Raw genomic sequence first — 25,089 nt, forward strand, 5'->3', positions numbered from 1 at the left:
CGAAGACGCGGCGGGTCAGCGGGGGCGGCCGTCGGGGCCGAGCAGCTTGGAGGCGAGGACGGCGGCCTGGGTGCGGCGCTCGAGGCCGAGCTTGGCCAGGATCGAGGAGACGTAGTTCTTGACCGTCTTCTCGGCCAGGAACATCCGCTCGCCGATCTGACGGTTGGTGAGGCCCTCGGCGATGAGCGCGAGCAGCTTGAGCTCCTGCTCGGTGAGGTCGGCGAGCTCGGGGGCGGTGGCCGGGCCGTTGCGGACGCGCTCCAGGACCCGGGCCGTGAGCGCGGGGTCGATGAGGGAGTTGCCGTCGGCGACCTGCTTGATGGCGGCGACCAGGTCCAGGCCCTTGACGTCCTTGAGGACGTAGCCCGCGGCGCCGGCCATGATCGCGGCGAACAGCGCCTCGTCGTCGTCGTACGACGTCAGGATCAACGCCCGGATGGACGGGTCGACCGCGCGGACCCCGCGGCACACCTCGATGCCAGAGCCGTCGGGCAGGCGCGCGTCGAGCACGGCGACGTCGGGGTGCAGCGCGGGGATGCGGGCGGTCGCCTCGGCGGCGGTGCCGGCCTCCCCCACGACCTCGATCGTGCCGGTGCTCTCGAGCAGGGCGCGCAGCCCCTCCCGCACGACCTCGTGGTCGTCGAGGAGGAACACCCGGATCAGGCGATCGGCGCTCTCGGACATGCGGTGGCTCCTCGTGACGGGGACGTCGGTCGTCCCGCCATCTCTACCACCTCCTGCACCAGGTCGAGGCCGGCCGTGCCGTGGGTGATCCACAGGACGCTGCGACCGGGGTCGCCGAGCACCTCCTCGGCGAGGTCCTGCGCGGTCGCCTCGTCCAGGTGCGCGGTCGGCTCGTCGAGCACCAGCACCGGCTGGTCGGCGAGCAGCGACCGGGCGATCGCGATCCGCGCCCGCTCACCCCCGGAGACCCCGTCGTGCCCCTCGCCGAGCCAGGTCCCGAGCCCCTCGGGCAGCTGGTCGAGCCAGTCCCCGAGGCACGCCTGCCGCAGCGCGCGCTCGACCTCGTGGTCGGCGGCCTCTGGGCGCGCGAGCCGCACGTTCTCGACGAGCGTCGTCGAGAACAGGTGCGGGTCGTCGTCGACCAGCCCGACCCGACGGCGTACGTCGTCGGCCGCGAGCGCCGGCAGCGGCACCCCGCCCAGGGCGACCGTGCCCGCCCGCGCCTCCAGGAACCGCAGCAGCAGCGCGGCGACCGTGCTCTTGCCGCAGCCGCTGGGTCCGACGAGCGCGACCCGGGCGCCCTCGGCCAGCCGCAGGTCGAGTCCCTCGAACGCGGGCGTCGCACCCCATCCCGCACCCACGTCGACGAGCCGCACCTCGGCACCCTCCGGGCCGTGCGGCTCCTCGGGATCGACCGGTCCCGGGGCCCCCGCGAGCAGCGCGTCCACCCGAGCCGCGGCCGCGGCCGTGCGGGCCGAGAGCGCCCCGGCGTCCGCGAGCGGCAGCACCACGTCGGCCAGCGCGAGCGGCACGAGCACCAGCAGCGCGAGCACGGGCGCGCTCACCGCGCCCGGCCCGACCAGCGCGGCCACCGCGACCATCCCGAGGCCGGTGGCGGCGAGCACCAGCGCCCGGGCCGCGCCCAGCCACCGGGCCGAGCGCCGCGACCAGGCCCCGAGCGCGTCGGAGCTCTCCCCCACTTCCGCGACAGCGCGGTCGACGGCCTGCCACATGGTCAGCTCCTCGGCCAGCCGGGTCGTGGCCACCACGCGCTCGGCCAGCCGGGCGCGCAGCGCGACCTGCTCGCGCTCGGCACGGGCGGCACCCGTCCGCGCGAGAAGGTACGCCGCAGCACCGCCGAGCCCCACGAGCGCGACACCGAGGCCGGCCGGGGCCGCCCAGGCGGTCGTGACCGCGGCCGCGACCGCGAGGACGGCCACCGCGGTCCGGACCGGCATCCGCACCCGCAGCTCGCGGTCCAGCCCGGCGTCCACGTCGTCGACCAGCGCGGTGAGCAGGTCGCCGCGGCGACGGTCCAGTCGTCCGGGGACGAGTGGCACCAGCGCGTCGTACACCGCCACCCGCCGGCTCGCCAGCAGCCGCAGCACCGTGTCGTGGGACCGCAGCCGCTCGGCGTACCGCAGCACCGGCCGCGCCAGGCCGAAGGTCCGCACCCCCACGATGGCCACCATCAGCGTCAGCACCGGCGGGTGCGTGGAGGACTGCACGATCAGCCAGCCGGCCGTCGCGGTCAGCGCGACCCCCGCCAGGCTGGCCAGGGTGCCGAGGAGGGTGGCCAGCGCCAGGCCGCGGCCGGTGGTGGTGCCCGGGGTGGAACCGCCGACCCCCTCAGCCACGTCAGAGCGTCGGGACTCGGGTCGAGGTGCGGGTCGAGGCCCCACGACGCGCTCCCTCGCGTCCTGGGCCACACGACCCGCACCTCGCGCCGGCAGCCGCAGCTCCCGGTCCGCGACGGCCACGACGGCGGGGTCGTGGGCGACCACGACGACCCCCCGTGTGCGGCCGAGCTCGGCGATGGTGTCGGTGAGGACCCGGGTGGTGACCGGGTCCAGGTGGGCGGTCGGCTCGTCGAGCAGCACCCACGGCCGGTCGGAGACGACCGCGCGGGCCATCGCCAGCCGGGCCCGCTCGCCTGCGGAGAACCGTGCCGCGTCCTCGCCGACGGGGGTGTCCAGGCCCTCGGGCAGCGCCCGGACCCGCTCGGCCAGCGCGACCTGCTCCAGCGCTGCCCAGAGCCGCGCCTCGCTGGCGTGCGGGTCCGCGAGGCGCAGGTTGTCGGCGACCGTCCCCTCCACGAACCCCGGCCGCTGGGGCAGCCAGGCGACGTCCGCTGCGGGCGGCACCTCGACCTCCCCCGACGTGGGCTCGAGCAGACCGGCGAGCACGGCGAGCAGGGTCGACTTGCCGCAGCCGCTGGGGCCGGTGAGGGCCGTGACGCCGGTCGGCTCGATGGTGAGGCTCAGGGCGTCCAGGACGGGGGTGGTGCGGCCGGGGCGGACGACGGTCAGGTCGTGGGCGGTGAGGGGTCCGCGACGGGCCGGGGTCTCGTGGCTCGCTGCGCTCGCACCTCGAGCAGGGAGAGCCGGGGTCTCGACGACGGCTCGCTGGCGCTCGCCTGCTCGACCGCCGGGTCCGGTCCCGTCCAGGAGCGCGCTCACCTGCTCGACCACGGCGACGCCCTCGGCAGCGGCGTGGAACTCCGCCCCGACGCGGCGCAGCGGCCAGTACGCCTCTGGAGCCAGCAGCAGCACGACCAGGGCGGTGCGCAGGTCCAGCCCGCCCTCGGCCAGCCGCAGGCCCACGACGACGGCGACCAGCGCGACCGAGATGGTCGCGACCAGCTCGAGCACGCCCGAGGACAGGAAGGCCACGCGCAGGGTCTGCAGGGTCGAGCGCCGGTAGGCGTCGGTGACCTCGGCGATCCGTGCCGACTGCGCCCGGGCCCGGCGGAACGCCACCAGCGTGGGCAGACCCCGCACGACGTCGAGGAAGTGCCCCGACAGCGACGACAGGGCGCGCCACTGCCGCTCGGCGTGGTCACGGGTGGCGAGGCCCACCAGCGCGCCGAAGACCGGCACCAGGGGCAGCGTGCACACCACGATCAGCGCCGCGATCCAGTCCTGGCTGAGGATCGCCAGGACGGTCAGCCCGGGCAGCACCGCGGCGAGCACGAGGGCCGGCAGGTAGCGCGTGAGGTACGGCTCCAGCGCGGCCACGCCCCGGGTCACCAGCACCGCGTCGGCAGACGAGTCCCGCCCGGGCCGGGCCAGCACGGACGCGGTCAGCCGCCGTCGTACGTCGGAGCCGACCGCGGCCGCGGCCCGGCTCGCGGCCGCGTCGGAGACCCAGCCGACCAGCCCGCGGGCCACCAGCAGGCCGGCGACCAGGACGGCCCAGCCCGGGGAGAACCGGCCCTCGACCGCCGCCACGACCAGCCCGGTCACCGCGAAGGCCTGCGCGACCACGAGCAGCGCGCCGACCACCCCGGCGACGACGACACCGGCCAGCGCACCCCGCCCGGGGGCGAGCATGCGGAGCAGGCGCGGGTCGGTCGGCCGCATGGAGCCCGACGGGCCGGACGAGGCGGACGACCCGGAGGAGCTCGGGCCGCTCATCGGGCGGCGTCGGCGCGGCCGCTGGCGGGCCGGTCCTCCGGCCGATCGCCGGCCAGCACCGGCTCGGGGATGTGGTGCACGGCGATCCGCTTGCGGAAGACCCAGTAGGTCCAGCCCTGGTAGGCCAGCACGACCGGGGTGAAGACGACCGCGACGACGGTCATGATCTTCAACGTGTAGGCCGTGGCGGCGGCGTTGGTCGTCGTGAGCGACGTGCCGCCGACCAGCGTGGTCGGCATGACGTCGGGGAAGAGCGCGACGAAGAGCCCCGCGACCGCGAGGGCGATCGTGACGAACGTGCCGAGGAAGGCCCAGCCCTCGCGACCGGCACCGGCTGCGGCGACCCCGGCCAGCAGCGCGACCGCGGCGAGGACGAAGAGCAGCGCCGAGGCGACCGAGCCGGTGTCCATCTGGGTCCAGGAGAGGAAGACGACGGCGAGGACGGCGGCCACCAGCCCCGACCGGGTCGCCAGGACCCGTGCGTCGTGCCGGACCGGACCGTCGGTCTTCAGCGCCACGAACATCGCGCCGTGGGTGACGAACAGCGACAGGGTGGTCAGCCCGCCCAGCAGGGCGTAGGGGTTGAGCAGGGTCAGGAAGCCGCCGGCGTACTCCAGGTCGGCGTCGATCGGCACGCCGCCGACGATGTTGCCGAAGGCCACGCCCCACAGCACCGCCGGCACCAGCGAGCCCCAGAACAGCGCCCGGTCCCAGCGGGCGCGCCAGGTGGCGTCGTCGCGCTTGTGGCGGTACTCGATGGCCATCCCGCGCACGATCAGCGCGACCAGGATGAGCAGCAGCGGCAGGTAGAAGCCGCTGAAGAGCGTGGCGTACCACTCGGGGAACGCGGCGAAGGTCGCGCCGCCGGCGACCAGCACCCACACCTCGTTGCCGTCCCAGACGGGCCCGATGGTGTTGAGCAGCACCCGGCGGCGGCGCTCGTCGCGGCCGAGCACCGGCATGAGGATGCCGACCCCGAAGTCGAAGCCCTCGAGGGCGAAGTAGCCGATCCACAGGACGGCGATCAGGCAGAACCAGACGGTCGTGAGCTCCATGGTGTCGTTGTCTCCTCAGTCGCTCAGTACGCGAAGGCCAGCGGCCGGTCGGGGTCGTTGTCGTCGTCGCGCAGCACCGGCTCGACGTAGGGGTCCGCGCCCTTGGCGATCGCCCCGAGCAGCAGCTTCAGCTCGACGACCGCCAGCACGCCGTACAGGGCGGTGAGCGTGAGCAGCGAGACCAGCATCTCGGTGGCGCTGACCCCCGGGGAGACCGACTGCTCGGTCGTCATCAGCCCGAAGACCGCCCACGGCTGGCGGCCGATCTCGGTGAAGATCCAGCCGAAGGAGTTGGCCAGCAGCGGCATCAGCGGGAGCCCGACGGCCACCCACGTCCAGCGCTGCCCGGTCGGGGCGCGGCCGCGCCGGGTCGCCCACAGCACCGCCAGACCGCCCGCCATGCCGGCGAAGCCCAGGCCCATCATGAAGCGGAAGGACCAGTAGGTCAGCGGGATGTACGGCGTGTAGTCGCCGGCGCTGTAGTAGCTCGCGCCCGGGTCCTGGCCGTACGTCGCGACGTACTGCTCGCGCAGCGGGTTGATGCCCTGCACCTCGCCGTCGGGGTCGCCCGTGGCGAGGAAGGAGAGGAGGTTCGGGATGGTGACGGAGAACTTCTCGGTCCTCCCGTCCGGCGTCCCGATCGTGAACACCGAGAACGCCGCCGGCTGCTCGGTCTCGTAGAGCGCCTCGGCCGCGGCCATCTTCATCGGCTGGACCTCGGTCATGATCTTGCCCTGCACGTCGCCCGAGACGGTCACGGCCAGGCCGGCGGCCAGCAGCACCCAGGCGCCGGAACGGGCCGCCGTGCGGTACATCGGCCGGTCGGCCTCCCCCTCGCGACCCTTGGCCCGCACCAGCTGCCACAGCGCGACCCCGACGACGAACGCACCGGCGGTCATGTACGCCGCAGCGATGACGTGCGGGAAGGTCACGAGCTGGACCTTGTTGGTCATCACGGCGAGGAAGTCGGTCAGCTCCGCGCGTCCGGTCTCGGGGTTGTACTCGTAGCCGACCGGGTTCTGCATGAAGGAGTTGGCGGCGAGGATGAAGTACGCCGAGAAGAGCGTCCCGAGGTGGACCAGCCACATGCAGCTCGCGTGCAGCAGCCGCGGCAACCGGTCCCAGCCGAAGATCCACAGCCCGAGGAAGGTCGACTCCAGGAAGAAGGCGAGCAGTCCCTCGATCGCCAGCGGGGCGCCGAAGACGTCACCGACGAAGCGGGAGTAGTCCGACCAGTTCATCCCGAACTGGAACTCCTGCACGATCCCGGTCACGAGGCCGAGCGCGAAGTTGATGAGGAAGAGCTTCCCGAAGAACTTCGTCAGCCGCAGCCACTGCTCGTTGCCCGTCCGCAGCCACGCCGTCTGGTAGCCCGCGATCATCGCGGACAGACCGATCGTGATCGGGACGAAGAGGAAGTGGTAGACGGTCGTGATGGCGAACTGCCAGCGGGCGATGTCGAGGGCGTCGAGGTCCACGCCCCCCCACCCTCGGGTGCGGCCCGGGGTCACCGGCACGGCCGGAGGTACCCGACCCGAGCGACTCTCGGACCGCGTCCGGGGGACCTAGGTCCCACGGAGTTGACGGGTGTGTCGTGGCTCGTCGCTGACGCTCCTCGCACCTCGACCACCGGTGGTCGAGGTGCGAGCGCAGCGAGCCACGAGACCCCGTGCCGCTACCGCGTGACGATCACCGACGAGCCGTGACCGAAGAGCCCCTGGTTGGCGGTGATGCCGACCCGGGCGCCCTCGACCTGCCGCCCCTCGGCCTGCCCGCGCAGCTGCCAGGTGAGCTCGCAGACCTGCGCCAGCGCCTGGGCCGGGACGGCCTCGCCGAAGCACGCCAGGCCACCCGACGGGTTGACCGGGATCCGCCCGCCGAGGGTGGTCTCGCCCGCGCGCAGCAGCGACTCCGCCTCGCCCTCCTTGCAGAGACCGAGGTCCTCCATCCAGTCCAGCTCGAGCGCGGTCGAGAGGTCGTAGACCTCCGCGACGTCGACGTCCTCGGGACCGATCCCGGCCTCCTCGTACGCCGCCGCTCCGATCGACTGCTTGAACGTCCGGTCCCCCGGCGTACCGGCGTCGGTGCTGAGCATCGGCATGTCGAGCACGGTGTTGGGGAAGGTCGGCGTGACCGTGGAGACGGCCGCGACCCGCACCGGGTCCGTGAGCCCGATCCGCTGCGCGTAGGTCTCGGAGACGAGCACCACCGCGGCCGCGCCGTCGGAGGTCGCGCAGATGTCGAGCAGGTGCAGCGGGTCGGAGACCACGGCGCTGGACATGACGTCCTCGACGCCGACCTCCTTGCGGTAGCGGGCGTAGGGGTTGGTCAGGCCGTGCCGGGAGTTCTTGACCTTGACCTGCGCGAAGTCCTCCTGGGTCGCCCCGTAGAGGTCCATCCGGCGCCGGGCGTACATCGCGAAGTAGGCCGGGTTGGTCATCCCGAGCAGCCGGAACCGCAGCCAGTCCGGGTCCTCCCAGCGCTCGCCGGCGTTGGGGGCCAGGAAACCCTTGGGGGTCGTGTCGGCACCGACCACGAGGGCCACCTCGCTCATCCCGGCGAGGATCCGGGCGCGGGCGGTGTCGATCGCCTGGGCCCCGGTCGCGCAGGCGGCGTACGACGTCGCGATCCGCGCACCGTTCCAGCCCAGCGCCTGGGCGAAGGTCGAGCCGGCGACGTACCCGGCGTAGCCGTTGCGGACCGTCTCGCCGCCGACCACCAGGTCGACGTCGGTCCAGGGGATGCCGGCGTCCGCCAGCGCGGCGCGGGCCGCGTGCACGCCGTACTGCACGAAGGGGCGGCCCCACTTGCCCCAGGGGTGCATGCCGACGCCGGCGATGACCGTGCTCGTGCTGCTGCCGCTCACTGGTCGGCCTCCTCGCCCAGCTCGATCACAGGCTTCCAGCGGTAGATCAGCTGCTCGCTCGCGTGCTCGGGCTCGACCACGAGCTCGACCTCCTGGCCGACCCGCAGGTCGCCGGTGCCGTAGCCCTGCGCGACCTGGCCGACGACGACCATGCCCTCGGGCAGCTCGACGGCCGCCAGCGCGAACGGCACGAAGGGCTCGGGCGCCTGGTAGGGCGGCGGCGGCTGGTACTGCGCGTCGGTGTAGGACCACACCGTCCCGCGGCGGCTCAGCGGCACCCGCTCGAAGGTCTCGGACCCGCACCCGGGGTTGCGGCAGAAGCCCGCAGCCGCGGCGGTCGGCGGGAAGTAGGTCGTGGCGCACCCCGTGCACCGCTCCCCCAGCAGCGTCGGGGTGTCCCCGACGGTGAACCATCCCTCGATGGCTGGTGTGGCAGTCATGCGCCCTCCAGGCGAGAACTAGAACGTGTTCTCACTCTAGCCCTGATCGCCGGTCGACGTGCGACGCAACCGGCGGTCGAGCAGGCGAGCGCCAGCGAGCCGTCGTCGAGACCCCGCGACCTGCCCGCACCCCGGCGGTCGAGCAGGCGAGCGCCAGCGAGCCGTCGTCGAGACCCCGCGACCTGCCCGCACCCCGGCGGTCGAGCAGGCGAGCGCCAGCGAGCCGTCGTCGAGACCCCGCGACCGATGCACCGAGTTCTCCACAACCAGCGGATCGGTGGGACTGCCCACAGCCACCGACGGGCAGCACGGGGACATGGCCTGGACCTACATCCTCGAGTGCGCGGACGGCTCGTACTACGTCGGCAGCACCACCGACCTCGACCGGCGGATCAGCGAGCACAACCTCGGCGAGGGCGCGACCTACACCCGACCTGCGCGACGCCGACCCGTCACGTTGGTCTGGTCTGCACAGTTCGACCGGGTCGACGATGCGTACTACCTGGAGAAACAGGTGCAGAACTGGAGCCGGGCCAAGCGTGAAGCGCTGATCGACGGGCGCTTCGCCGACCTGCCAGCGCTGGCGCGGGGCCACTGTCGCCGTCCGCTCGTCGACCGGACGGAGCCCAGCGACGACTGAAGGTCGAGCAGGCGAGCCCCCGGCGAGCCGTCGTCGAGACCCCGCAACGTGCCTGTGGTCACCCACCACAGACACCTCACCCGGTCTCGACGACGCTCGCTGGCGCTCGCTGCTCGACCAACCATCGAAGCCCGCACGCTAAGCGTGGTCACCCACCACAGACACCTCACCCGGTCTCGACGACGCTCGCTGGCGCTCGCTGCTCGACCGACCAGCGGGGGCCTCAGGCGCGGGCGAGGAACGCGAGGAGGTCCTGACGGGTCAGGACGCCGACGGGCTTGCCGTCCTCGTGGACCAGCACGGCGTCGGCGTGCTCGAGCAGCCTGACCGCCGAGGTGGCCTCCTCGGAGGAGCCGATCGTGGGCAGCGGGGCCGACATGTGGTCCTCGACCTTGTCGGTGAGCGAGGCGTGCCCGGCGTACAACGCGTCCAGGAGCATGCGGTCGGACACCGAGCCCGCGACCTCGGCGGCCACGATCGGGGGCTCGGCGCGCACCACGGGCATCTGCGAGACGCCGTACTCCTGCAGGATCGCCACGGCCTCGGCGATGGTCTCGGCGGGGTGGGTGTGCACGAGGTCGGGCAGCCGGCCGGACTTGCCGCGCAGCACCTCCCCGACGGTGGTCTCGGTGGTGGTGCCGGTGGGGAAGCCGTACTGCGCCAGCCAGTCGTCGTTGAAGATCTTCGTGAGGTAGCCGCGGCCGGAGTCCGGCAGCAGCACGACGATGACGGCGTCGGTGCGGCCCTCGGCGGCCAGCTCGTGCGCCAGCTGCTTCGCGGCGTACGCCGCCATGCCGGACGACCCGCCGACCAGCAGCGCCTCCTCGCGGGCCAGGCGGCGGGTGAAGGAGAAGGCGTCGGCGTCGGAGACCTCGATGACCCGGTCCGCGACGGTCCGGTCGTAGGTGTCGGGCCAGAAGTCCTCGCCCACGCCCTCGACGAGGTAGGGCCGGCCGTCGCCGCCGGAGTAGACCGAGCCGGCCGGGTCCGCGCCGACGACCTGGATGTCGGGGTTCTGCTCCTTGAGGTAGCGCCCGACGCCGGAGATCGTGCCGCCGGTGCCCATGCCGGTGACGAAGTGCGTGATCCGCCCCTCGGTCTGCTCCCAGATCTCCGGACCGGTGGTCTCGTAGTGGGAGCGCGGGTTGTGGGGGTTGGAGTACTGGTCGGGCTTCCAGGCGCCCGGCTGCGAGGAGAGCCGGTCGGAGACGTTGTAGTAGGAGTCGGGGTGCTCCGGCGGGACCGCCGTCGGGCAGACCACGACCTCGGCGCCGTAGGCGCGCAGCACGTTGCGCTTGTCCTCGGAGACCTTGTCGGGGCACACGAAGACGCACTTGTACCCCTTGGCCTGCGCGACCATCGCCAGCCCGACCCCGGTGTTGCCCGAGGTCGGCTCGACGATCGTGCCGCCGGGCTGCAGGGCGCCCGAGGCCTCCGCGGCCTCGATCATCCGGGTCGCGATCCGGTCCTTCACCGAGCCACCGGGGTTGAGGTACTCCACCTTCGCGAGGACCAGCGGCCCCTCCTCGCCCTGCCCCAGGGGGGCGTCCAGCGTGCGCCCGAGCCGCAGCAGGGGCGTGTGTCCGATGAGGTCCAGGAGGCTGTCGACGTACTGCACCCGCCCAACCTATGCCCACATGCTGGACATGCCGTAACGGGCGGGCAACCACCGCGGACCCCCGACGGGGTGTCACGGCCGGGAGGAGCGGTCCTTAAGGTGGAGGCATGGGGAAGGCAGCGGCAGCACGCAAGCTCGCCTCCGCCGCGGCGTACGGCGGGGGCGGTCTCTCCGTGCTCGGTGCCGGCCTCTACGGCGTGCTCGCCACGGAGGCCCGCTGGGCGCGCAAGACCATCGGCCCGATGATCGAGCACCCGCCGCCGGACTCGACCGGCTGGTACGGCCGCGGCCGCCCCGGCCCGGCGCTGCGGATCGCCCTCATCGGTGACTCCAGCGCGGCCGGGTACGGCGTCGAGCGGGTCGAGGACACCCCCGGCGCGATCCTGGGCAGCGCCGTCGCCGAGCACGCCGACCGCCGGGTCTACCTGCGCGACTTCGCCGTGGTGGGCGCGAAGTCCTCCGACCTCGAGGAGCAGATCGACCGGGCCCTACCGATCACGCCCGACGTGGCCGTGATCCTCATCGGGGCCAACGACGTCACCCACCTGCTGACGCCCTCGACCTCCGTGCGGCACCTCGCCGAGGGCGTGCGCCGCCTCCGGGAGGCCGGGGTCGAGGTCGTCGTGGGCACCTGCCCGGACCTGGGCACCATCAAGCCGATCGCGCCGCCGCTGAAGCAGGTCGCGCGCTCCTGGTCGCGCCGCCTGGCCGCCGCCCAGACCATCGCCGTCATCGAGCAGGGCGGCCGCACGGTCTCCCTCGGCTCGATCCTCGGCCCTGAGTTCGCCGCGGCGCCCGCACTGCTCTTCGGTCCCGACCAGTTCCACCCCTCCGCCGCGGGCTACCGCTCGCTGGCGGGCGTGATGGTGCCCTCGGTGCTCGCCGCCGTCGGGGTCATCGAACCGGACGAGACGGCTCTCGAGGCGCTGCGCGGCGAGGGCGTGCTCCCGATCAGCGACGCCGCCATCCGTGCCGTCCAGGTGCCCGGCACCGAGCTCGACGGCACCGAGGTCGGAGGCTCGCGCCGCGGGGTCCGCGGGCTGTGGGTCGAGCTGCGCCACCGTCGCCGCCACCCCGACACCGAGGCCGAGACACCCGACGAGGTCGACACCGATGCCGCCGCCCCGGCCGAGGACGTGGACGACGACGGCCCGCTGGCCGAGGTCGTCGACCTCAAGGTCGCCGAGGGCTGAGCGGGACGCGTCATCGGCCCCGCTGGTGGTGGTCGAGCGAGCGGCACCGCTGAGCCTGCGAAGCGGTGACCCGCGGGGCGAAACCCGGGGACGCGTCCCACGAGACACGAAGGCCCCCGGCTGGTGCCGGGGGCCTTCGTGGTTGACGCGCCGACCTTGCGGGGGGACGCGACGTGCTGTGGCGCTAGCTCACTCCTGCGAGAAGAACGCCATGATGCGCAGGAGGTTGGTGTAGATCCAGACCAGCGAGACGGTCATCGCGAAAGCCGCGGTCCACGACTCACGCTCGGGGGCGCCGTACCGGATGCCCTGCTCGACGAAGTCGAAGTCCATGATCAGCATGAACACACCGAGCACCAGGCCGGCCACCGCGGTGACCATGCCCAGGCCGCTGACGCCGAACAGGCCGATCTGGGCGCCGAAGAGGCCCAGGACCAGCTCCATGAGCGAGAGACCGATCATGCCGAAGACGGCCGCGACGACGAACTTACGGAACTTGTCGCCGACCTTGATGTCGAGGATCTTGTACGCCGCCAGCGTGCCGGCGAAGGCCGCGAAGGTGCCGATCACCGCACCCTGGACCGCGCCGGGGTACATCACGTTGAACAGCATCGAGATCGCGCCGAGGGCGATGCCCTCGAGGGCGGCGAACGCGAGCACCAGCGGCGGGCTGATGACCTTCTTGAACGAGTTGACCAGCGAGAGCACGAAGGCACCGAGGAAGCCGAAGGTGGCCACCGCGCCGACGGTGCCGATCGCCGAGCTCGCGGTGTCCTCGTTGATCTCGGGCAGCATCACCCAGGTCGCGAGGGCGGTGACGATGACGACACCGAGGGTGATGCCGGTCTTCTGGACCACCGAGTCGATGGTCATGGGGGCGCTGGGCGCCTGCGGGGCGGGCGCGTAGCCCTGGGTGTCACCGGGGGCGCCGACGCCCCACTGCGAGGGGTCGGAGCCGTAGCCGGAGTTGCCGTAGGACTGGGTTCCGTGGGCGCCGCTTCCGCTGAACGCCTCGGACCGGCGGAACACCGGGTTGTTGCTCTGCATGGTCTCTCCTTGGAGGCCGTCGGAGGCCGCCGGGCGGCGGCCCACAGGGGATGTACCCACCTTAGGGGGTCCTGATCCGTACAACGCTCGCCCGGGCGGTGGCGTTCCCGCGGAGCCTGAGGATCCGCTGAGAGCCACGCCCGGCGTCGTACGTCGTCGGGCGTGGCGGCGTCGACCCGGCCGGCCAGGCCGGCCCGGTCGACCGCTGGTGCCCCCGGCGGGATTCGAACCCGCACCACAGCGCTTTTAAGGCGCCTTCCTCTGCCGGTTGGGACACGGGGGCCCGATGCAACGACGGACGTCATGCGGCGGGGACGTCCGTCGCCGCGCAGCGTATGACGTCCCGGGACCGTACGCCGCCGGGTGGCCGCCGCTCAGAGGTAGGTCTGGCGGGCGAAGATCGCGTGCGCCCCGGCGACCCGGTCGACGAAGAGCAGCCCCTGGCAGTGGTCGATCTCGTGCTGCAGGCAGCGGGCCTCGAAGGCGTTCGCGTGCAGCTCGACCTCCTCACCGGTGCCGGGCAGCTCGCCGCGCACGACGATGCGGGAGGCGCGCTTCACGTCCCCGGTGAGGTCCGGGACGCTCATGCAGCCCTCGCGGGCCTTCTCGTTGCGGCTGCCCGCGACGACCTCGGCGTTGCAGAGCACGAACGTCCCGTGGTGGTCGCGGGTCTTCGGGTGTGCGGAGACGTCGACGCAGAAGACCTGCGCCCCCACCCCGACCTGCGGGGCGGCCAGGCCGACGCACCCGGGGCTGACGCGCATGGTGGCGACCAGGTCGGCGGCCAGCTGGACGCTCTCGGGGCTGGTCGGGTCGACCCGCTCCCCCACCGTCGACAGCACGGCCGCGGGCGCGCGCACGACCTCGAGCACGCGTCCCTCGACCCCCAGGTCGGTCTCGCTCCAGGCCAGGACGCGCTCGTGGACGCCCCCGGTGCCCGGCTGCTGCCCGCCCTGCGGGTCTCCCTGGTTGCTGTGGGGGTCGCTCACAGCTCGTCGGCCTCGGCCGGGCGCAGCGTGGCGCCGACGCCCAGGTCGCTGGCGGCGGCCCGGATCGCGGCACCGACCGCGTCGACGTCCGCGTCAGCCGGCAGGTCGATCTCGGCGACCAGCAGGTACAGGTCGCCCGCCAGCCGGGTCGTGAGGTCGGTGATGTTGCCGCCTGCCTCGGCCACCTGGCCGACGACCGCGGAGACGATGCCGGGGCGGTCGCCCCCGTGCACGGTCAGCACCCACGAGGAGCCGGCGGCGGTGGCCGCGGACTCCTGGGGCACCTCGCGCACGGTCACGGTCAGCGTGCCGTCGTCGGTGAGCGGGGCCAGCGCGGCCTCGATGTCGACGGCCGGGGCCGCACCGGCGCAGAGCAGCATCATCGCGAAGTGACCCCGCAGCAGGGTCATGGTGGAGTCCTCGAGGTTCAGCCCGAGACCGGCGAGGCGACCCGTGGTCTCGGCGATGATGCCGGGGCGGTCGTGGCCGAGGACGGTGACGGCGTGCAGGGTGCTGGGGGCCGTGCTGCGGGGACTGTTCACCCGGGCATTCTCGCAAGGGCCCGTGCGCGACCGAGCACCTCGTCCGTCATCGCCTCCGTGAGCCGCCCGCGGACGGTGTTGTGCGGGCTCGGGTGGTAGCAGCCGAGCAGGGTCCGGACCCGTCCGTCGGCATCGGCCAGCGGCACCTCGACCCCGTGCCCGAACCGCGGCAGCGGGCGCGGTACGCCGAGGCCGGCCCGCTCCAGCGCCGCGAGCGCCGCCGCCCAGCCGAAGGCGCCGAGCGTCACGACGACCTCCACGTGGGGCAGCACCAGCGCCAGCTCCCGGTCCAGCCAGGAGGCGCAGGTGTCGCGCTCGGCCGGGGTCGGCTTGTTGGCGGGCGGGGCGCAGCGCACCGCCGAGACGAGGCGGGCACCGTCGAGCCGCTGCCCGTCGTCGCGGTGGGTGCTGGTGGGCAGGGCCGCGAGGCCCACCCGGTGCAGGCTGGCGAACAGCCAGTCGCCGGACCGGTCGCCGGTGAAGACCCGGCCGGTCCGGTTGGCGCCGTGGGCCGCGGGCGCCAGGCCCACGACCAGGATGCGCGGCTCGGGGTCGCCGAAGCCGGGCACCGGCCGGCCCCAGTAGGTCTGGTCGGCGTACGCCGCCCGCTTCTCGGTCGCGACCTGCTCGCGCCACGCGACCAGCCGGGGGCAGGCGCGGCACTGCGACACCTGCTCCCCCAGCCGGTCGAGGGCGTCGGCGGGCTCGGTCAGGGAGTCGCCTGCTGCGTGAAGCCGCCGCTCGGCACGGCGCTCTGCACCTTCTCCTTGGCCGCGTCCATCGCGGCCTCGGCCTGCGTGGTGGCCTGGTCGACGGCCTTGTCCTTCGCCGACTGCACCCGCGGGTCGCGGGCGACCTTCTGCGCCGTGGTCTTGATCTGCTCGTACCGCTCGTGGCCCGCGCGGGCGCCCAGGACGTACCCCACGCCGGCCGCGGCCAGCATCGTCAGCTTGCTCATTCGTGCTCCTCCTCCAGATCGGTTGCCCGGTCACTGTTCCCGACCGTCCCCGGACGCACGCCACCCGATGTGGTGGGTCTGGGGGTGGCGTGGGTGGTCGTGGGGCTCCGCCGGTCCGGCGCCGAGGTGGTGGGGGCGCACGGGGCCACGGCCGCCCGACGACGCCCCCTTCGTCGGAACCACCCGCCTCGTTCGTCCCTCACGAGGCGGGGGCCAGGCCCATCCACCCTCCTCCGGGGGCGTCGTCGGTCGGCCATGTCCCCGCGCGCCCTGTGGCGTCGGCGCCGGGCCGGCTCCGCAGGTGTCGGGGCGTCGCCGGTCAGGCGCGGAGGGACCAAGCGATGCCGTCGAGGATGTCGGACTCGCTGACGACCAGCTCGGTGACCCGGGTGCGAGCGAGGACGCGGGAGAGGACGAGGGCACCGGCGGCGATGACGTCGGCGCGGCCGGGGTGCAGCCAGGCGAGGTCGGCGCGCTCGGCGGCGGTCGAGCCGAGGAGGCGGTCGCAGAGGGCGTGGACGTCGGCGACGGGGAGGCGGGCGCCGTGCGTGGCGCCGCGGTCGTACGCCGACAGGCCGAGCACCCCCATCGCCAGTGTCGTCACGGTGCCGGCCACGCCCACGACCGTGCGGGCTGCCGCCGGGTCGACCGGGCAGGCGTCCAGCGCGGCGTCGACGTCGGCCACGCAGGCGGCGACCTGCTCGCGGGTCGGGGGCTGACCCGCGACGGCGGGCACCAGGTGGCGCTCTGTCATCCGCACCGAGCCGATGTCCATCGAGTGCGCGGCGTCCGGGCTGGCGCCGGCGCCGAGGACGAGCTCGGTGGAGCCCCCGCCGATGTCGAGCACGAGCAGCGGACCGTCGGCGGCGGGGTCGATGCCGGGCAGCCCGCCGGTGGCGCCCGCCCAGGCCAGGGCTGCCTCCGCAGGCCCGGTCAGCACCTCGGGCTCGACGCCCAGCCGGGCGAGCACCCCCGCGGCGAAGTCGGCGGCGTTGGCGGAGTCACGGGTGGCGGAGGTGGCGCAGAAGCGGATCCGGTCGACGCCGTGGCGGGCCACCAGTGCGGCGTACTCCTCCACCGCGGCGAAGGTGCGGGCCAGCGCCTCGTCGGCGAGCCGGCCGGTGCGGTCGACGTCCTGGCCGAGCCGGACGATCCGCATCTCCCGCTCGAGGTCGGCACCATGCTCGTCGAGGACGAGCAGCTTGATGGTGTTGGTGCCGCAGTCGATGGCCGCGACCCGCACTAGGCGTGCTCCCCTGCGTCAGGACCGGCGTCCGCACCGCTGGTGGGGTCACCCACGCACGGGCCGGGCTCCCACCACGGGCCGAGCAGGTCGAGCACCTCGTCGCCGAGCGGGTTGACCCCGCGGCCCATGGCCAGGGACTGCCCGGCCAGGACGTGCAGGCACTTGACCCGGTCGGGCATGCCGCCGGCGGAGATCCCCTCGATCTCGGGGACGTCCAGGCCGTGCTCGGCGGCGATGGCGCCGCGGACCTCGAGGTAGCGCTCGTGCGCGGCGGCGTACGCCGCGGCCAGCTCGGGGTCGGTGCCGAGCCGGTCCTGCATCTCGCGCATCAGGCCGGAGCCCTCGAGGGTGCCGATCCGGGACGCCGCGCGCGGGCAGGTGAGGTAGAAGGTGGTGGGGAACGGGGTGCCGTTCGGCAGCCGGGGCTGCGTGGCGACCACGTCGGGGTGGCCGCAGGGGCAGCGGTGCCCGACGCCGTGGACGCCGCGGGACTCGCGGCCCAGCTGGGCCTCGACGGCGGCGGCGTCGGCCTCGGAGAAAGGCTCGGCCGGCCAGCCCGTCGCCTGCTCGATCGACTCCTCGCCGGCCTGCTCGGGGGACTCAGCCATCCCCGTCCTCCGTCCCGCTCTCCTGGGAGCCGTCGATCTCGGTCAACGGGGGCGTGCCCTCGTCGACGGGGGGCCGGCCGGCCAGGACGATGGAGTCCCAGGCGTCCTCCCAGACCGCGGGCTCCTCCTGGTCGCCGACCTCGTCGGGGTCGGCGAGCTCGGCGGCGCTCTCCAGCGGCTCGCCGTCCTCGTCGAGCACGACGTAGGAGGTCTCCCCGGGCAGGACGTAGCCCAGCTCGCGGGCCTCCTGCTGGACGTAGGCCGGGTCGTCCCAGCGGCGCATCTCCCGCTCCAGCTGGTCGATGGCCGCCTCGCGCTCGGCGATCTCGGCGCGCAGGGCGTCGAGCTCGCCGCGCTGCTGGAGGTAGGCCCGCGCTGAGGAGGCGTAGGAGACCACCAGCACCGCGAGGACCAGCACCAGCACCGTGGCACGGCTCGTGAGCCGCGGTCGCCTGCGCCCGGGGGCGCCCGTCCCGACGGCCGCCCGCGCGGGGCGCGCCGTCGGGCGCGAGGTCCGGCCGGGGCCGGTGCGGCCTCGCGGCCCCGAGGCGCGCGAGGACGTACGACGATCGGCCGGCATGGTCCTAGGGTCGCTCAGGAGGAGTAGCGCGGGAACGCCGACACACCGGCGTACCGTGCCGCGTCGCCGAGCTCGTCCTCGATCCGCAGGAGCTGGTTGTACTTCGCGACCCGCTCGGAGCGCGCGGGGGCGCCGGTCTTGATCTGGCCGCAGTTGGTGGCCACGGCGAGGTCGGCGATGGTGGTGTCCTCGGTCTCGCCGGAGCGGTGGCTCATCATGCAGCGGTAGCCGTTGCGGTGCGCGAGGTCCACGGAATCCAGGGTCTCGGTGAGCGAGCCGATCTGGTTGACCTTGACCAGCAGGGCGTTGGCCTGGCCGCCGCTGATGCCGCGCTGGAGCCGCTCGACGTTGGTGACGAAGAGGTCGTCGCCGACCAGCTGGGTGCGGGCACCGAGCTGCTCGGTGATGGTGCGCCAGCCCTCCCAGTCGTCCTCGTCGAGCGGGTCCTCGATGGAGACGATCGGGTAGGCGTCGACCAGGCTCGTGTAGTAGGCGGTCATCTCGGCCGCGGACTTCTGCTGGCCCTCGAAGGCGTAGGAGCCGTCGGTGCAGAACTCGGTGGCGGCCACGTCGAGCGCGAGCACGATGTCCTTGCCCAGCTCGTAGCCGGCCTTGTCGACCGCCTCGGCGATCAGGTCGAGCGCGGCGCGGTTGGACTCCAGATCCGGGGCGAAGCCGCCCTCGTCGCCGACGCCGGTGGCCAGGCCGCGGGACTTCAGCACCGACTTGAGCGCGTGGTAGACCTCCGCGCCCGAGCGCAGCGCCTCGCGGAACGAGGGCGCCCCGATCGGGGCGATCATGAACTCCTGGATGTCGACGTTGGTGTCGGCGTGCGCGCCGCCGTTGAGGATGTTCATCATCGGCACGGGCAGGACGTGGGCGTTGGGGCCACCGACGTAGCGGTAGAGCGGCAGGCCGGCGGAGTCCGCGGCGGCGCGGGCCACGGCCAGCGAGACGCCGAGGATCGCGTTGGCGCCGATGGTGGCCTTGTTGGGCGTGCCGTCGGCGTCGAGCATCGCCTGGTCGACCAGGCGCTGGTCGTCGGCGTCGAGGCCCTCGATGGCGGGACCGAGGGTCTGCACCACCGCGTCGACGGCCTTCTCGACACCCTTGCCGAGGTAGCGGTCGCCGCCGTCGCGCAGCTCCACGGCCTCGAAGGCGCCGGTCGAGGCGCCCGAGGGCACGGCGGCACGGGCGAAGGTCCCGTCGTCGAGCAGGACCTCGACCTCGACGGTGGGGTTGCCGCGCGAGTCGAGGATCTCGCGGGCGCCGACTGCTTCGATGGATGCCACGGTGCTTCTCCTGGGTGCCTGGGGGCAGGCTCGCGACGAGCCCGTACGTCGGCCCACGAGCCTAGGGCCTCGCGCGGCCCGTCCCCGCCGCGGGTCGCCGGGCCGGACGTCGCGGCGGACGCCCCGCGCGGCCGGGGCCGCCCCGATGCGACCGCCGGTGTTCACCGACCCGACCGTCCGGCGTCACGCGGGCGTCCGCGGCGCGCGGTGGGGTCGGGGGGTTTGTCCCCCACCCCGGAAGGCTCCTGACGTGCCGCACCCTGCTCCCCACCGGCCCACCCACCGCCGCGACCGCACCTCGCTCCGTACGACGGTGCGCCCCCGCCCCGCGACGACCGCGGTCGCCGCGCTCCTCACCTCCGGGCTCGTCGCCGCCCTCGGGACGGGCGTGGCGGTGGCCGGTGCCTCCGTCGACCCGACCGGCGAGGTCGACGCCCGCGCCACCACCGCGGCCTCGCACGCAGCCGGTGACTGGTTCGTCCGCACCGCGACGTACCCCGTCTTCCGCAACGTGCCCGAAGGCGTCGACCCCGCCGACACGACCGTCGCGGAGATCTCCGACGTCAGCGAGGACGGCCGGACGGTCGTCTACACCGACGCCGAGGGCCGCCGGATCGGCTTCCTCGACATCACCGACCCGTCCGCGCCGGTGGGTGCCGGGACGCTGGACATCGCCGCGCTCGGTGCCGCCTCGGACTCCCCGACCTCGGTCGCCGTCGTCGGCCCGCACGTCCTCGTCGCCGTCGACACCTCCACCAGCTTCACCGACCCCTCGGGCCGCCTCGACGTCATCGACCTCGCCACCCGCACCCGCGTCGCCAGCCACGACCTCGGCGGCCAGCCGGACTCCATCGCCGTCAGCCCCTCGGGCGAGGTGGCCGCGATCGCGATCGAGAACCAGCGCGACGAGGACGTCCTCCCCGACGGCGCCGGCCCGGACGCCGAGGAGGGCGACCTCCCGCAGGCTCCGGCCGGCTTCGTGCAGGTCCTGGACCTGGCCGGAGACCCGACCACCTGGGTCCCGGAGCCGGTCGTCCTGGACGCCGCGGACCTCGCCGGGCTCGACACCCCCGAGGACGCCGAGCCGGAGTACGTCGACATCAACGAGGACGACGAGCTGATCCTCACGCTGCAGGAGAACAACGGTCTGGTCGTCATCGACCTCGCCACCCGCGAGGTCGTCCGTGCGTTCGGCGCCGGGTCCGCGCGCCTCGAGGGCGTCGACACCACCGACGACGGCGTCTTCAACGCCACCGACACCATCGAGGTGCCGCGCGAGCCGGACTCGGTCCAGTGGGTCGGCGAGGACCTGGTCGCCACCGCCAACGAGGGCGACTGGAAGGGCGGCAGCCGGGGCTGGAGCGTCTTCGACACCACCACGGGCGAGGTCGTCTGGGACGCCGGGACCTCCTTCGAGGACCTCGTGGTCGCCCACGGCAGCTTCAACGACGGCCGGGCCGACAACAAGGGAGCCGAGCCGGAGGGGCTGGCCTTCGCGGAGGTCGGCGGCACGCCGTACGCCTTCGTCGGGTCCGAGCGTTCCAACCTGGTCGCCGTCTACGACATGACCGACCCCACCGAGCCCGCCTTCGTCCAGGCGCTGCCGACGACCAACGGCCCCGAGGGCCTGCTGCCGGTGCCCTCGCGCGACCTGCTCGTCGTCTCCTCGGAGGAGGACGACGCCGAGGCCGGGGTCCGCGCGACCGTGGCGCTCTTCGAGCTCGGCGCCGAGGGCCACGTGTGGCCCGACCTGGTCTCGCTGCCCGCCGACGGCCGCACCCGCCCGATCGGCTGGGGTGCCCTCGGTGCGCTGACCGGCGACCTGTCGGACCCGCAGGCCCTGTGGACCGCCAGCGACGCGGCGTACTCGCCGGCCCGGCTCTACCGCGTGGACGTCTCCTCGCAGCCGGCCGTGATCGACCGGGTCGTCGAGGTCACCGAGGACGGCACACCGGTCGACCTGGACGTCGAGGGCATCGCCGCCCGCGCCCAGGGCGGCTTCTGGCTCGCCGCCGAGGGCGCCACGGGTCCGGAGAACGCGCTGGTGCGCGTCGACGACGACGGCGCGGTGCAGGAGCGGGTGGCGCTCCCGGCCGAGGTGGCCGCCGGGCTCAAGCAGTGGGGCCTGGAGGGCGTGGCCGTCCGCGGCTCCGGCGCCGCGGAGACGGTGTACGTCGCGCTGCAGCGCGAGCTGACCGGGGAGGCGACCGCACGGATCGGCCGCCTGGACGTCGCCAGCGGCACCTGGACCTGGTTCGGCTACCCGCTGGAGACCACCACGACCGAGAACGACTGGATCGGCCTCTCGGAGATCACCGTCGTCGACCACGACACCCTCGCGGTCATCGAGCGGGACAAGCAGGTCGGCACCCGAGCCGCGGTGAAGCGCGTCTACACCGTCGACCTGCCCGCCGGCTCGGCCACGGCCGTGACCCCGGTGGAGAAGAGCCTCGCCCTGGACGTGCTGCCGCTGCTCAAGGAGCGCAACGGCTGGACCCAGGAGAAGCTCGAGGGCCTCGGCGTCACGACCCGCGGCGAGGTGTACGCCGTCACCGACAACGACGGGGTCGACGACGCCACCGGTGAGACCCAGCTGCTCTCGCTCGGTCGCGTCACCGACGTCTTCGACGACGCCACCGGCACCACCACCCGGCTGCGGGTCAAGGGCCGCACGCGCTCGGCCGACCAGCCGTTCCGGGTCGTGGTGACCGTCGCCCCCGGCGCTGCCGCCCGGGGTCGCGTCGTCGTGCTGGTCGACGGTGAGCGCGCGGCCTCCACGGACGTCACCGGCCGGCGCACCGCGCTCAGCCTGCGGATCCGCGAGGCCGGGCGCCACGAGCTGGTGGCCCGCTTCACCGGCGGGCCCACCGCCGGGGCCTCGGAGTCCGAGCCCGTGGTCGTCCGGGTGCGCCGGCGCTGACCCGCCCCACCACGGCCTGACCGGCCGACCACCGTCACGGGCGGCGCTGCGCGAGCCACGCGCAGCGCCGCCCGTCGTGCGTCCGGTCCCGCTTCCGGCCCCACTACGGTGGAGGACGTGCAGGACTACCGCGACCACGACGCCGTCTCCCTCGCCGAGCTGGTGCGCACCGGTGGGACCACCTCCGCCGAGCTGCTCGCCACGGCCCGCGCCCGCCTGGCGGAGGTCAACCCCGTCCTCAACGCCGTCGTGCGCGACGTCCACCCGCCGGCGCCGACCGGCCCCGAGCCCGAGGGCGGCCGGCCGTTCGCCGGGGTCCCGTTCCTGCTCAAGGACCTGCACCAGGACCTGGCCGGGGTGCCGACCAGCAACGGCAGCCGGGCCCTGCGCGACGTGCCGGCGGCCGAGACCGCCACCACGGTCGAGCGCTGGATCGAGGCAGGGCTGGTCGTCTTCGGCAAGACCAACACCCCGGAGTTCGGCGCGAAGGCCCTCACCGAGCCGCACGTCTTCGGACCCGCCCGCAACCCCTGGGACACCGACCACACCCCGGGCGGCTCCTCGGGCGGCAGCGCCGCCGCGGTCGCGGCCGGTGTCGTCCCCTGCGCGGCCGCCAGCGACGGTGGTGGCTCGATCCGTATCCCGGCCTCGGCCTGCGGCCTCTTCGGCCTCAAGCCCAGCCGCGGCACCCTGCCCCACGGCCCCGCCCACGGCGAGCCGATCGGCGGCACCGCCACCGACGGCGTGATCTCCCGCAGCGTCCGCGACTCCGCCGCGATGCTCGACGTGCTGGCCGGACCCAGCGACACCTCGGCGTACCTCCCCGGCGGGCTGCCGCAGGGCGGGTTCGCCGCGGAGGTCGGGCAGGACCCCGGCCGGCTGCGGATCGGGGTCACCTGGGCCAGCTCCATCAACGCCGACCCCCACCCCGAGGCGGTCGCGGCCGCGCGCCGGGCCGCCGACCTGCTCAGCGACCTGGGGCACGAGGTGGTGGAGGTGCCGACGCCGGTCGACGACGCCCAGCTGGCCAAGGACTTCCTCACCACGTGGTTCGTCCACTGCGCGGCCTCGGTCGCCGAGGCCATGGAGGCCGCCGGCGTCGGCGAGGACCACTTCGAGCCCGACACCCGCGTCATGGCGGCCCTGGGCCGCGCGACCAGCGCGCTCGACTACGTCCGCGCGGTCGAGGGCCGGCACCAGCACGTACGACGCCTCGCGGCCTTCCACGCCGACCACGACCTGCTGCTGACCCCGACCACGGCCACGCCGCCGCCGCGCATCGGCGCCTTCGACCTGCCCGCGCCCGTCGCGCTCGTCCAGCGGGCGCTGCTGACGGCCAAGGCCGGCGGGGTGCTGCGCTTCACCCCGCTCGTGGACCAGATGATCAGCCAGAACCTCGGGTGGGTGCCCTACACCCAGCTCGCCAACCTCACCGGCCGCCCGGCGATGAGCGTGCCGCTGCACTGGACCCCTGAGGGCCTGCCGATCGGCTCGCAGCTCGTGGGTCGGCTGGGCAGCGACGGGCTGCTGCTGCGGGTGGCCGCCCAGCTCGAGCAGGCCGCCCCCTGGTGGGACCGCCGCCCGCCGCTCTGACCCACCCGCCCCCGCCGACGCGCCGGCCCCGCCGAGCCGTCAGTTTCGAACCGCCGACCCGTCAGTTCCGAACCATCGACCCGCCAGGTCCGCACCCCGGGGACCGTCGGCGCGGCGGCGTACGCCGGGTCAGCCGCCGGCGCGCTTGATCTGCTCCCAGCGCCGGTCGATCTCCTCGGCGCTGAGCCCGGCGGCCTCGGCACGCTGCTCCGGGGTGCCGAAGACGTGCGGGTTGCGTCGGCGCATCTTGGCCACGATGCCGTCGGCGACGTCGTCGATCGTGAACTGACCGGCCTCCGCGGCGACCGCGGCGTGGAAGTAGACCTGGAGCAGCAGGTCTCCCAGCTCCTCGCACAGGTGGGCGGGGTCCCCCTCGTGCACCGCCTCGGCGACCTCCGCCGCCTCCTCGGCCAGGTAGGGCAGCAGCGAGGTGTGGGTCTGGCCGCGCTTCCAGGCGCACTCCGCGCGGAGCCTGGCCATCACCGCGCGCAGCTCCAGCAGCGGCTCGGGCTGCGGGGGCTGCTCGGGGGTCATGGGCTCAGCCCTGGCCGCCGTTCGGGTTCTCCAGCGGGATCGGGGGCGCCTGGGCCGGCTCGGGAGCGTCCTCCTCCGCGGCGCACGCCTGCGACTGCGGCAGCGAGGAGACCAGCGTCGTGAGCTCGGCCTGGGCCGCCGGGTCGCCCTGGGCGGCGCGGTTGCGCAGCTCGTCGGCCTGCGCGCGCAGCGTCGCGGCCTCGGAGACGGCGGTGGAGGTGTCGGAGAGGAGGGCGCCAGAGGCGGCCTCGGTGAAGTCGACCTGGTCGAAGAGCGGGTTGACGTCGATGTCGTTCTCGGCCTGCCACTGCTCCAGGTAGGCCTGGTAGGCCGGACCCGGCTCGACCAGCTCCTCCTCGCTCAGCGTCGGGTCCACGACCTCGCTGATCACGCTGCTGAGGTAGGCGCTGGCGGCAAAGACCGGGATGGAGGCGTCGTCGGCCTCGTCGGCGGTGAAGCCGAAGCTGTTGCGGGCCTGGCGCTCGGCCTCACGGCGCAGCACGTCGGCGTCCAGGCCGTTCTCCTCCGCGATCGCGGTGGCGACCTCGGTGACGACCAGCTGCTGGACCACGATGCCGCGCAGCTCGGCGCCGGTGAAGCCACCCTGGAGCAGCTCGGGCGAGCCCTGCAGCACCTCGCAGGTGTCGGCCACCGCCTCGGCGACCTGGTCGAGGCTGATCTCGGCGCCCTCGACGTCGGCGGCCACACCGGGCCGGATCTCGGCGTCGGAGACACCGCACCCGCTGAGGGCGCCCGTGGCGAGCACGGCAACCGCGGCGAGACCGGCGAGGGGACGGGAGAGGCGCACGGGGAGCTCCTGTGGGGTGGTGTGACCTGCGCCGCCCATTGAACCAGCCGCGCGCACGCG

At 74.2% G+C, this 25,089-nt stretch carries 22 protein-coding genes and 1 tRNA gene; 4 read left to right on the plus strand and 19 right to left on the minus strand.

Translation table 11 applies throughout. The features are described from left to right. Positions 1-15 precede the first annotated feature (15 nt). The 6 genes from ACYVID_RS01485 to ACYVID_RS01510 all read right to left on the minus strand — a co-directional run bounded on the left by ACYVID_RS01485 (position 16) and on the right by ACYVID_RS01510 (position 8,461). On the minus strand, positions 16-684 hold the full coding sequence (locus ACYVID_RS01485) for a response regulator (protein ID WP_460733736.1): 669 nt from the start codon (positions 682-684) through the stop codon (positions 16-18). Continuing rightward, complete coding sequence (gene cydD / locus ACYVID_RS01490) at positions 660-4,100, minus strand: thiol reductant ABC exporter subunit CydD (RefSeq protein ID WP_460733738.1); 3,441 nt, start codon at positions 4,098-4,100, stop codon at positions 660-662. Before cydD ends, ACYVID_RS01485 begins: the two co-directional genes overlap by 25 nt. Continuing rightward, on the minus strand, positions 4,097-5,155 hold the full coding sequence (gene cydB / locus ACYVID_RS01495) for a cytochrome d ubiquinol oxidase subunit II (RefSeq protein ID WP_460733740.1): 1,059 nt from the start codon (positions 5,153-5,155) through the stop codon (positions 4,097-4,099). The genes cydD and cydB overlap by 4 nt, the downstream gene beginning before the upstream one ends. A gap of 23 nt (positions 5,156-5,178) precedes the next feature. After that, entirely contained in the window at positions 5,179-6,633 is a 1,455-nt protein-coding gene (locus ACYVID_RS01500; RefSeq protein ID WP_460733742.1) for a cytochrome ubiquinol oxidase subunit I, read from the minus strand. Positions 6,634-6,830: 197 nt separating this feature from the next. Then, positions 6,831-8,021, minus strand: a complete 1,191-nt coding sequence (locus ACYVID_RS01505) for a lipid-transfer protein (protein ID WP_460733744.1) — start codon at positions 8,019-8,021, stop codon at positions 6,831-6,833. After that, positions 8,018-8,461, minus strand: a complete 444-nt coding sequence (locus ACYVID_RS01510) for a Zn-ribbon domain-containing OB-fold protein (RefSeq protein WP_460733746.1) — start codon at positions 8,459-8,461, stop codon at positions 8,018-8,020. Before ACYVID_RS01510 ends, ACYVID_RS01505 begins: the two co-directional genes overlap by 4 nt. A gap of 277 nt (positions 8,462-8,738) precedes the next feature. Between ACYVID_RS01510 and ACYVID_RS01515 the strand changes: the two genes are divergently transcribed. Continuing rightward, positions 8,739-9,101: a GIY-YIG nuclease family protein gene (locus ACYVID_RS01515; protein ID WP_460733748.1), complete on the plus strand. Its 363-nt coding sequence runs from the start codon at positions 8,739-8,741 to the stop codon at positions 9,099-9,101. A 223-nt stretch (positions 9,102-9,324) separates the two neighbouring features. Here ACYVID_RS01515 and ACYVID_RS01520 read toward each other — a convergent pair whose 3' ends face one another. Beyond that, a complete protein-coding gene (locus ACYVID_RS01520; RefSeq protein WP_460733750.1) occupies positions 9,325-10,719 on the minus strand; it encodes a cystathionine beta-synthase in 1,395 nt (464 codons plus the stop codon). Positions 10,720-10,826: 107 nt separating this feature from the next. Here ACYVID_RS01520 and ACYVID_RS01525 point away from each other — a divergent pair, with 107 nt between their 5' ends. Further along, positions 10,827-11,912: an SGNH/GDSL hydrolase family protein gene (locus ACYVID_RS01525; RefSeq protein ID WP_460733752.1), complete on the plus strand. Its 1,086-nt coding sequence runs from the start codon at positions 10,827-10,829 to the stop codon at positions 11,910-11,912. A gap of 189 nt (positions 11,913-12,101) precedes the next feature. Here the strand turns inward: ACYVID_RS01525 and ACYVID_RS01530 are convergent, their stop codons facing one another. The 10 genes from ACYVID_RS01530 to eno form a co-directional block, all read right to left on the minus strand. Next, the gene (locus ACYVID_RS01530) at positions 12,102-12,959 is read right to left on the minus strand and encodes a Bax inhibitor-1/YccA family protein (RefSeq protein WP_460733754.1); all 858 of its coding nucleotides are present in this window, start codon (positions 12,957-12,959) and stop codon (positions 12,102-12,104) included. A 206-nt stretch (positions 12,960-13,165) separates the two neighbouring features. Beyond that, positions 13,166-13,242: transfer RNA gene (locus tag ACYVID_RS01535), tRNA-Leu, on the minus strand. A gap of 91 nt (positions 13,243-13,333) precedes the next feature. Then, on the minus strand, positions 13,334-13,948 hold the full coding sequence (gene def / locus ACYVID_RS01540) for a peptide deformylase (protein ID WP_460733756.1): 615 nt from the start codon (positions 13,946-13,948) through the stop codon (positions 13,334-13,336). Then, complete coding sequence (locus tag ACYVID_RS01545; protein ID WP_460733758.1) at positions 13,945-14,490, minus strand: glycine cleavage system transcriptional repressor; 546 nt, start codon at positions 14,488-14,490, stop codon at positions 13,945-13,947. The genes def and ACYVID_RS01545 overlap by 4 nt, the downstream gene beginning before the upstream one ends. Next, entirely contained in the window at positions 14,487-15,161 is a 675-nt protein-coding gene (locus ACYVID_RS01550; RefSeq protein WP_460733760.1) for a uracil-DNA glycosylase, read from the minus strand. The genes ACYVID_RS01545 and ACYVID_RS01550 overlap by 4 nt, the downstream gene beginning before the upstream one ends. Positions 15,162-15,199: 38 nt before the next feature. Further along, positions 15,200-15,448: a hypothetical protein gene (locus tag ACYVID_RS01555; protein ID WP_460733762.1), complete on the minus strand. Its 249-nt coding sequence runs from the start codon at positions 15,446-15,448 to the stop codon at positions 15,200-15,202. A gap of 319 nt (positions 15,449-15,767) precedes the next feature. Next, a complete protein-coding gene (locus ACYVID_RS01560; RefSeq protein WP_460733764.1) occupies positions 15,768-16,691 on the minus strand; it encodes a Ppx/GppA phosphatase family protein in 924 nt (307 codons plus the stop codon). Next, complete coding sequence (locus ACYVID_RS01565; protein WP_460733766.1) at positions 16,691-17,302, minus strand: DUF501 domain-containing protein; 612 nt, start codon at positions 17,300-17,302, stop codon at positions 16,691-16,693. The genes ACYVID_RS01560 and ACYVID_RS01565 overlap by 1 nt, the downstream gene beginning before the upstream one ends. Next, positions 17,295-17,726, minus strand: coding sequence for an FtsB family cell division protein (locus ACYVID_RS01570; protein ID WP_460733768.1), 432 nt, complete (start codon positions 17,724-17,726; stop codon positions 17,295-17,297). Before ACYVID_RS01570 ends, ACYVID_RS01565 begins: the two co-directional genes overlap by 8 nt. A gap of 170 nt (positions 17,727-17,896) precedes the next feature. Continuing rightward, entirely contained in the window at positions 17,897-19,174 is a 1,278-nt protein-coding gene (gene eno, locus ACYVID_RS01575) for a phosphopyruvate hydratase (RefSeq protein WP_460733770.1), read from the minus strand. A 250-nt stretch (positions 19,175-19,424) separates the two neighbouring features. On the opposite strand from eno, the gene ACYVID_RS01580 reads away from it, so the two are divergent. Together ACYVID_RS01580 and ACYVID_RS01585 are read left to right on the plus strand one after the other, a co-directional pair. Beyond that, on the plus strand, positions 19,425-22,094 hold the full coding sequence (locus tag ACYVID_RS01580) for an esterase-like activity of phytase family protein (RefSeq protein ID WP_460733772.1): 2,670 nt from the start codon (positions 19,425-19,427) through the stop codon (positions 22,092-22,094). Positions 22,095-22,211: 117 nt separating this feature from the next. Beyond that, complete coding sequence (locus ACYVID_RS01585) at positions 22,212-23,687, plus strand: amidase (RefSeq protein ID WP_460733774.1); 1,476 nt, start codon at positions 22,212-22,214, stop codon at positions 23,685-23,687. Between the two features lie 129 nt (positions 23,688-23,816). On the opposite strand, the gene ACYVID_RS01590 is transcribed toward ACYVID_RS01585, so the two are convergent. Next, a complete protein-coding gene (locus ACYVID_RS01590; RefSeq protein ID WP_460733776.1) occupies positions 23,817-24,221 on the minus strand; it encodes a MazG nucleotide pyrophosphohydrolase domain-containing protein in 405 nt (134 codons plus the stop codon). Positions 24,222-24,225: 4 nt separating this feature from the next. After that, positions 24,226-25,029, minus strand: coding sequence for a hypothetical protein (locus ACYVID_RS01595; protein ID WP_460733778.1), 804 nt, complete (start codon positions 25,027-25,029; stop codon positions 24,226-24,228). Between the last annotated feature and the right edge of the window lie 60 nt (positions 25,030-25,089).

Source organism: Nocardioides ginkgobilobae (assembly GCF_054781275.1).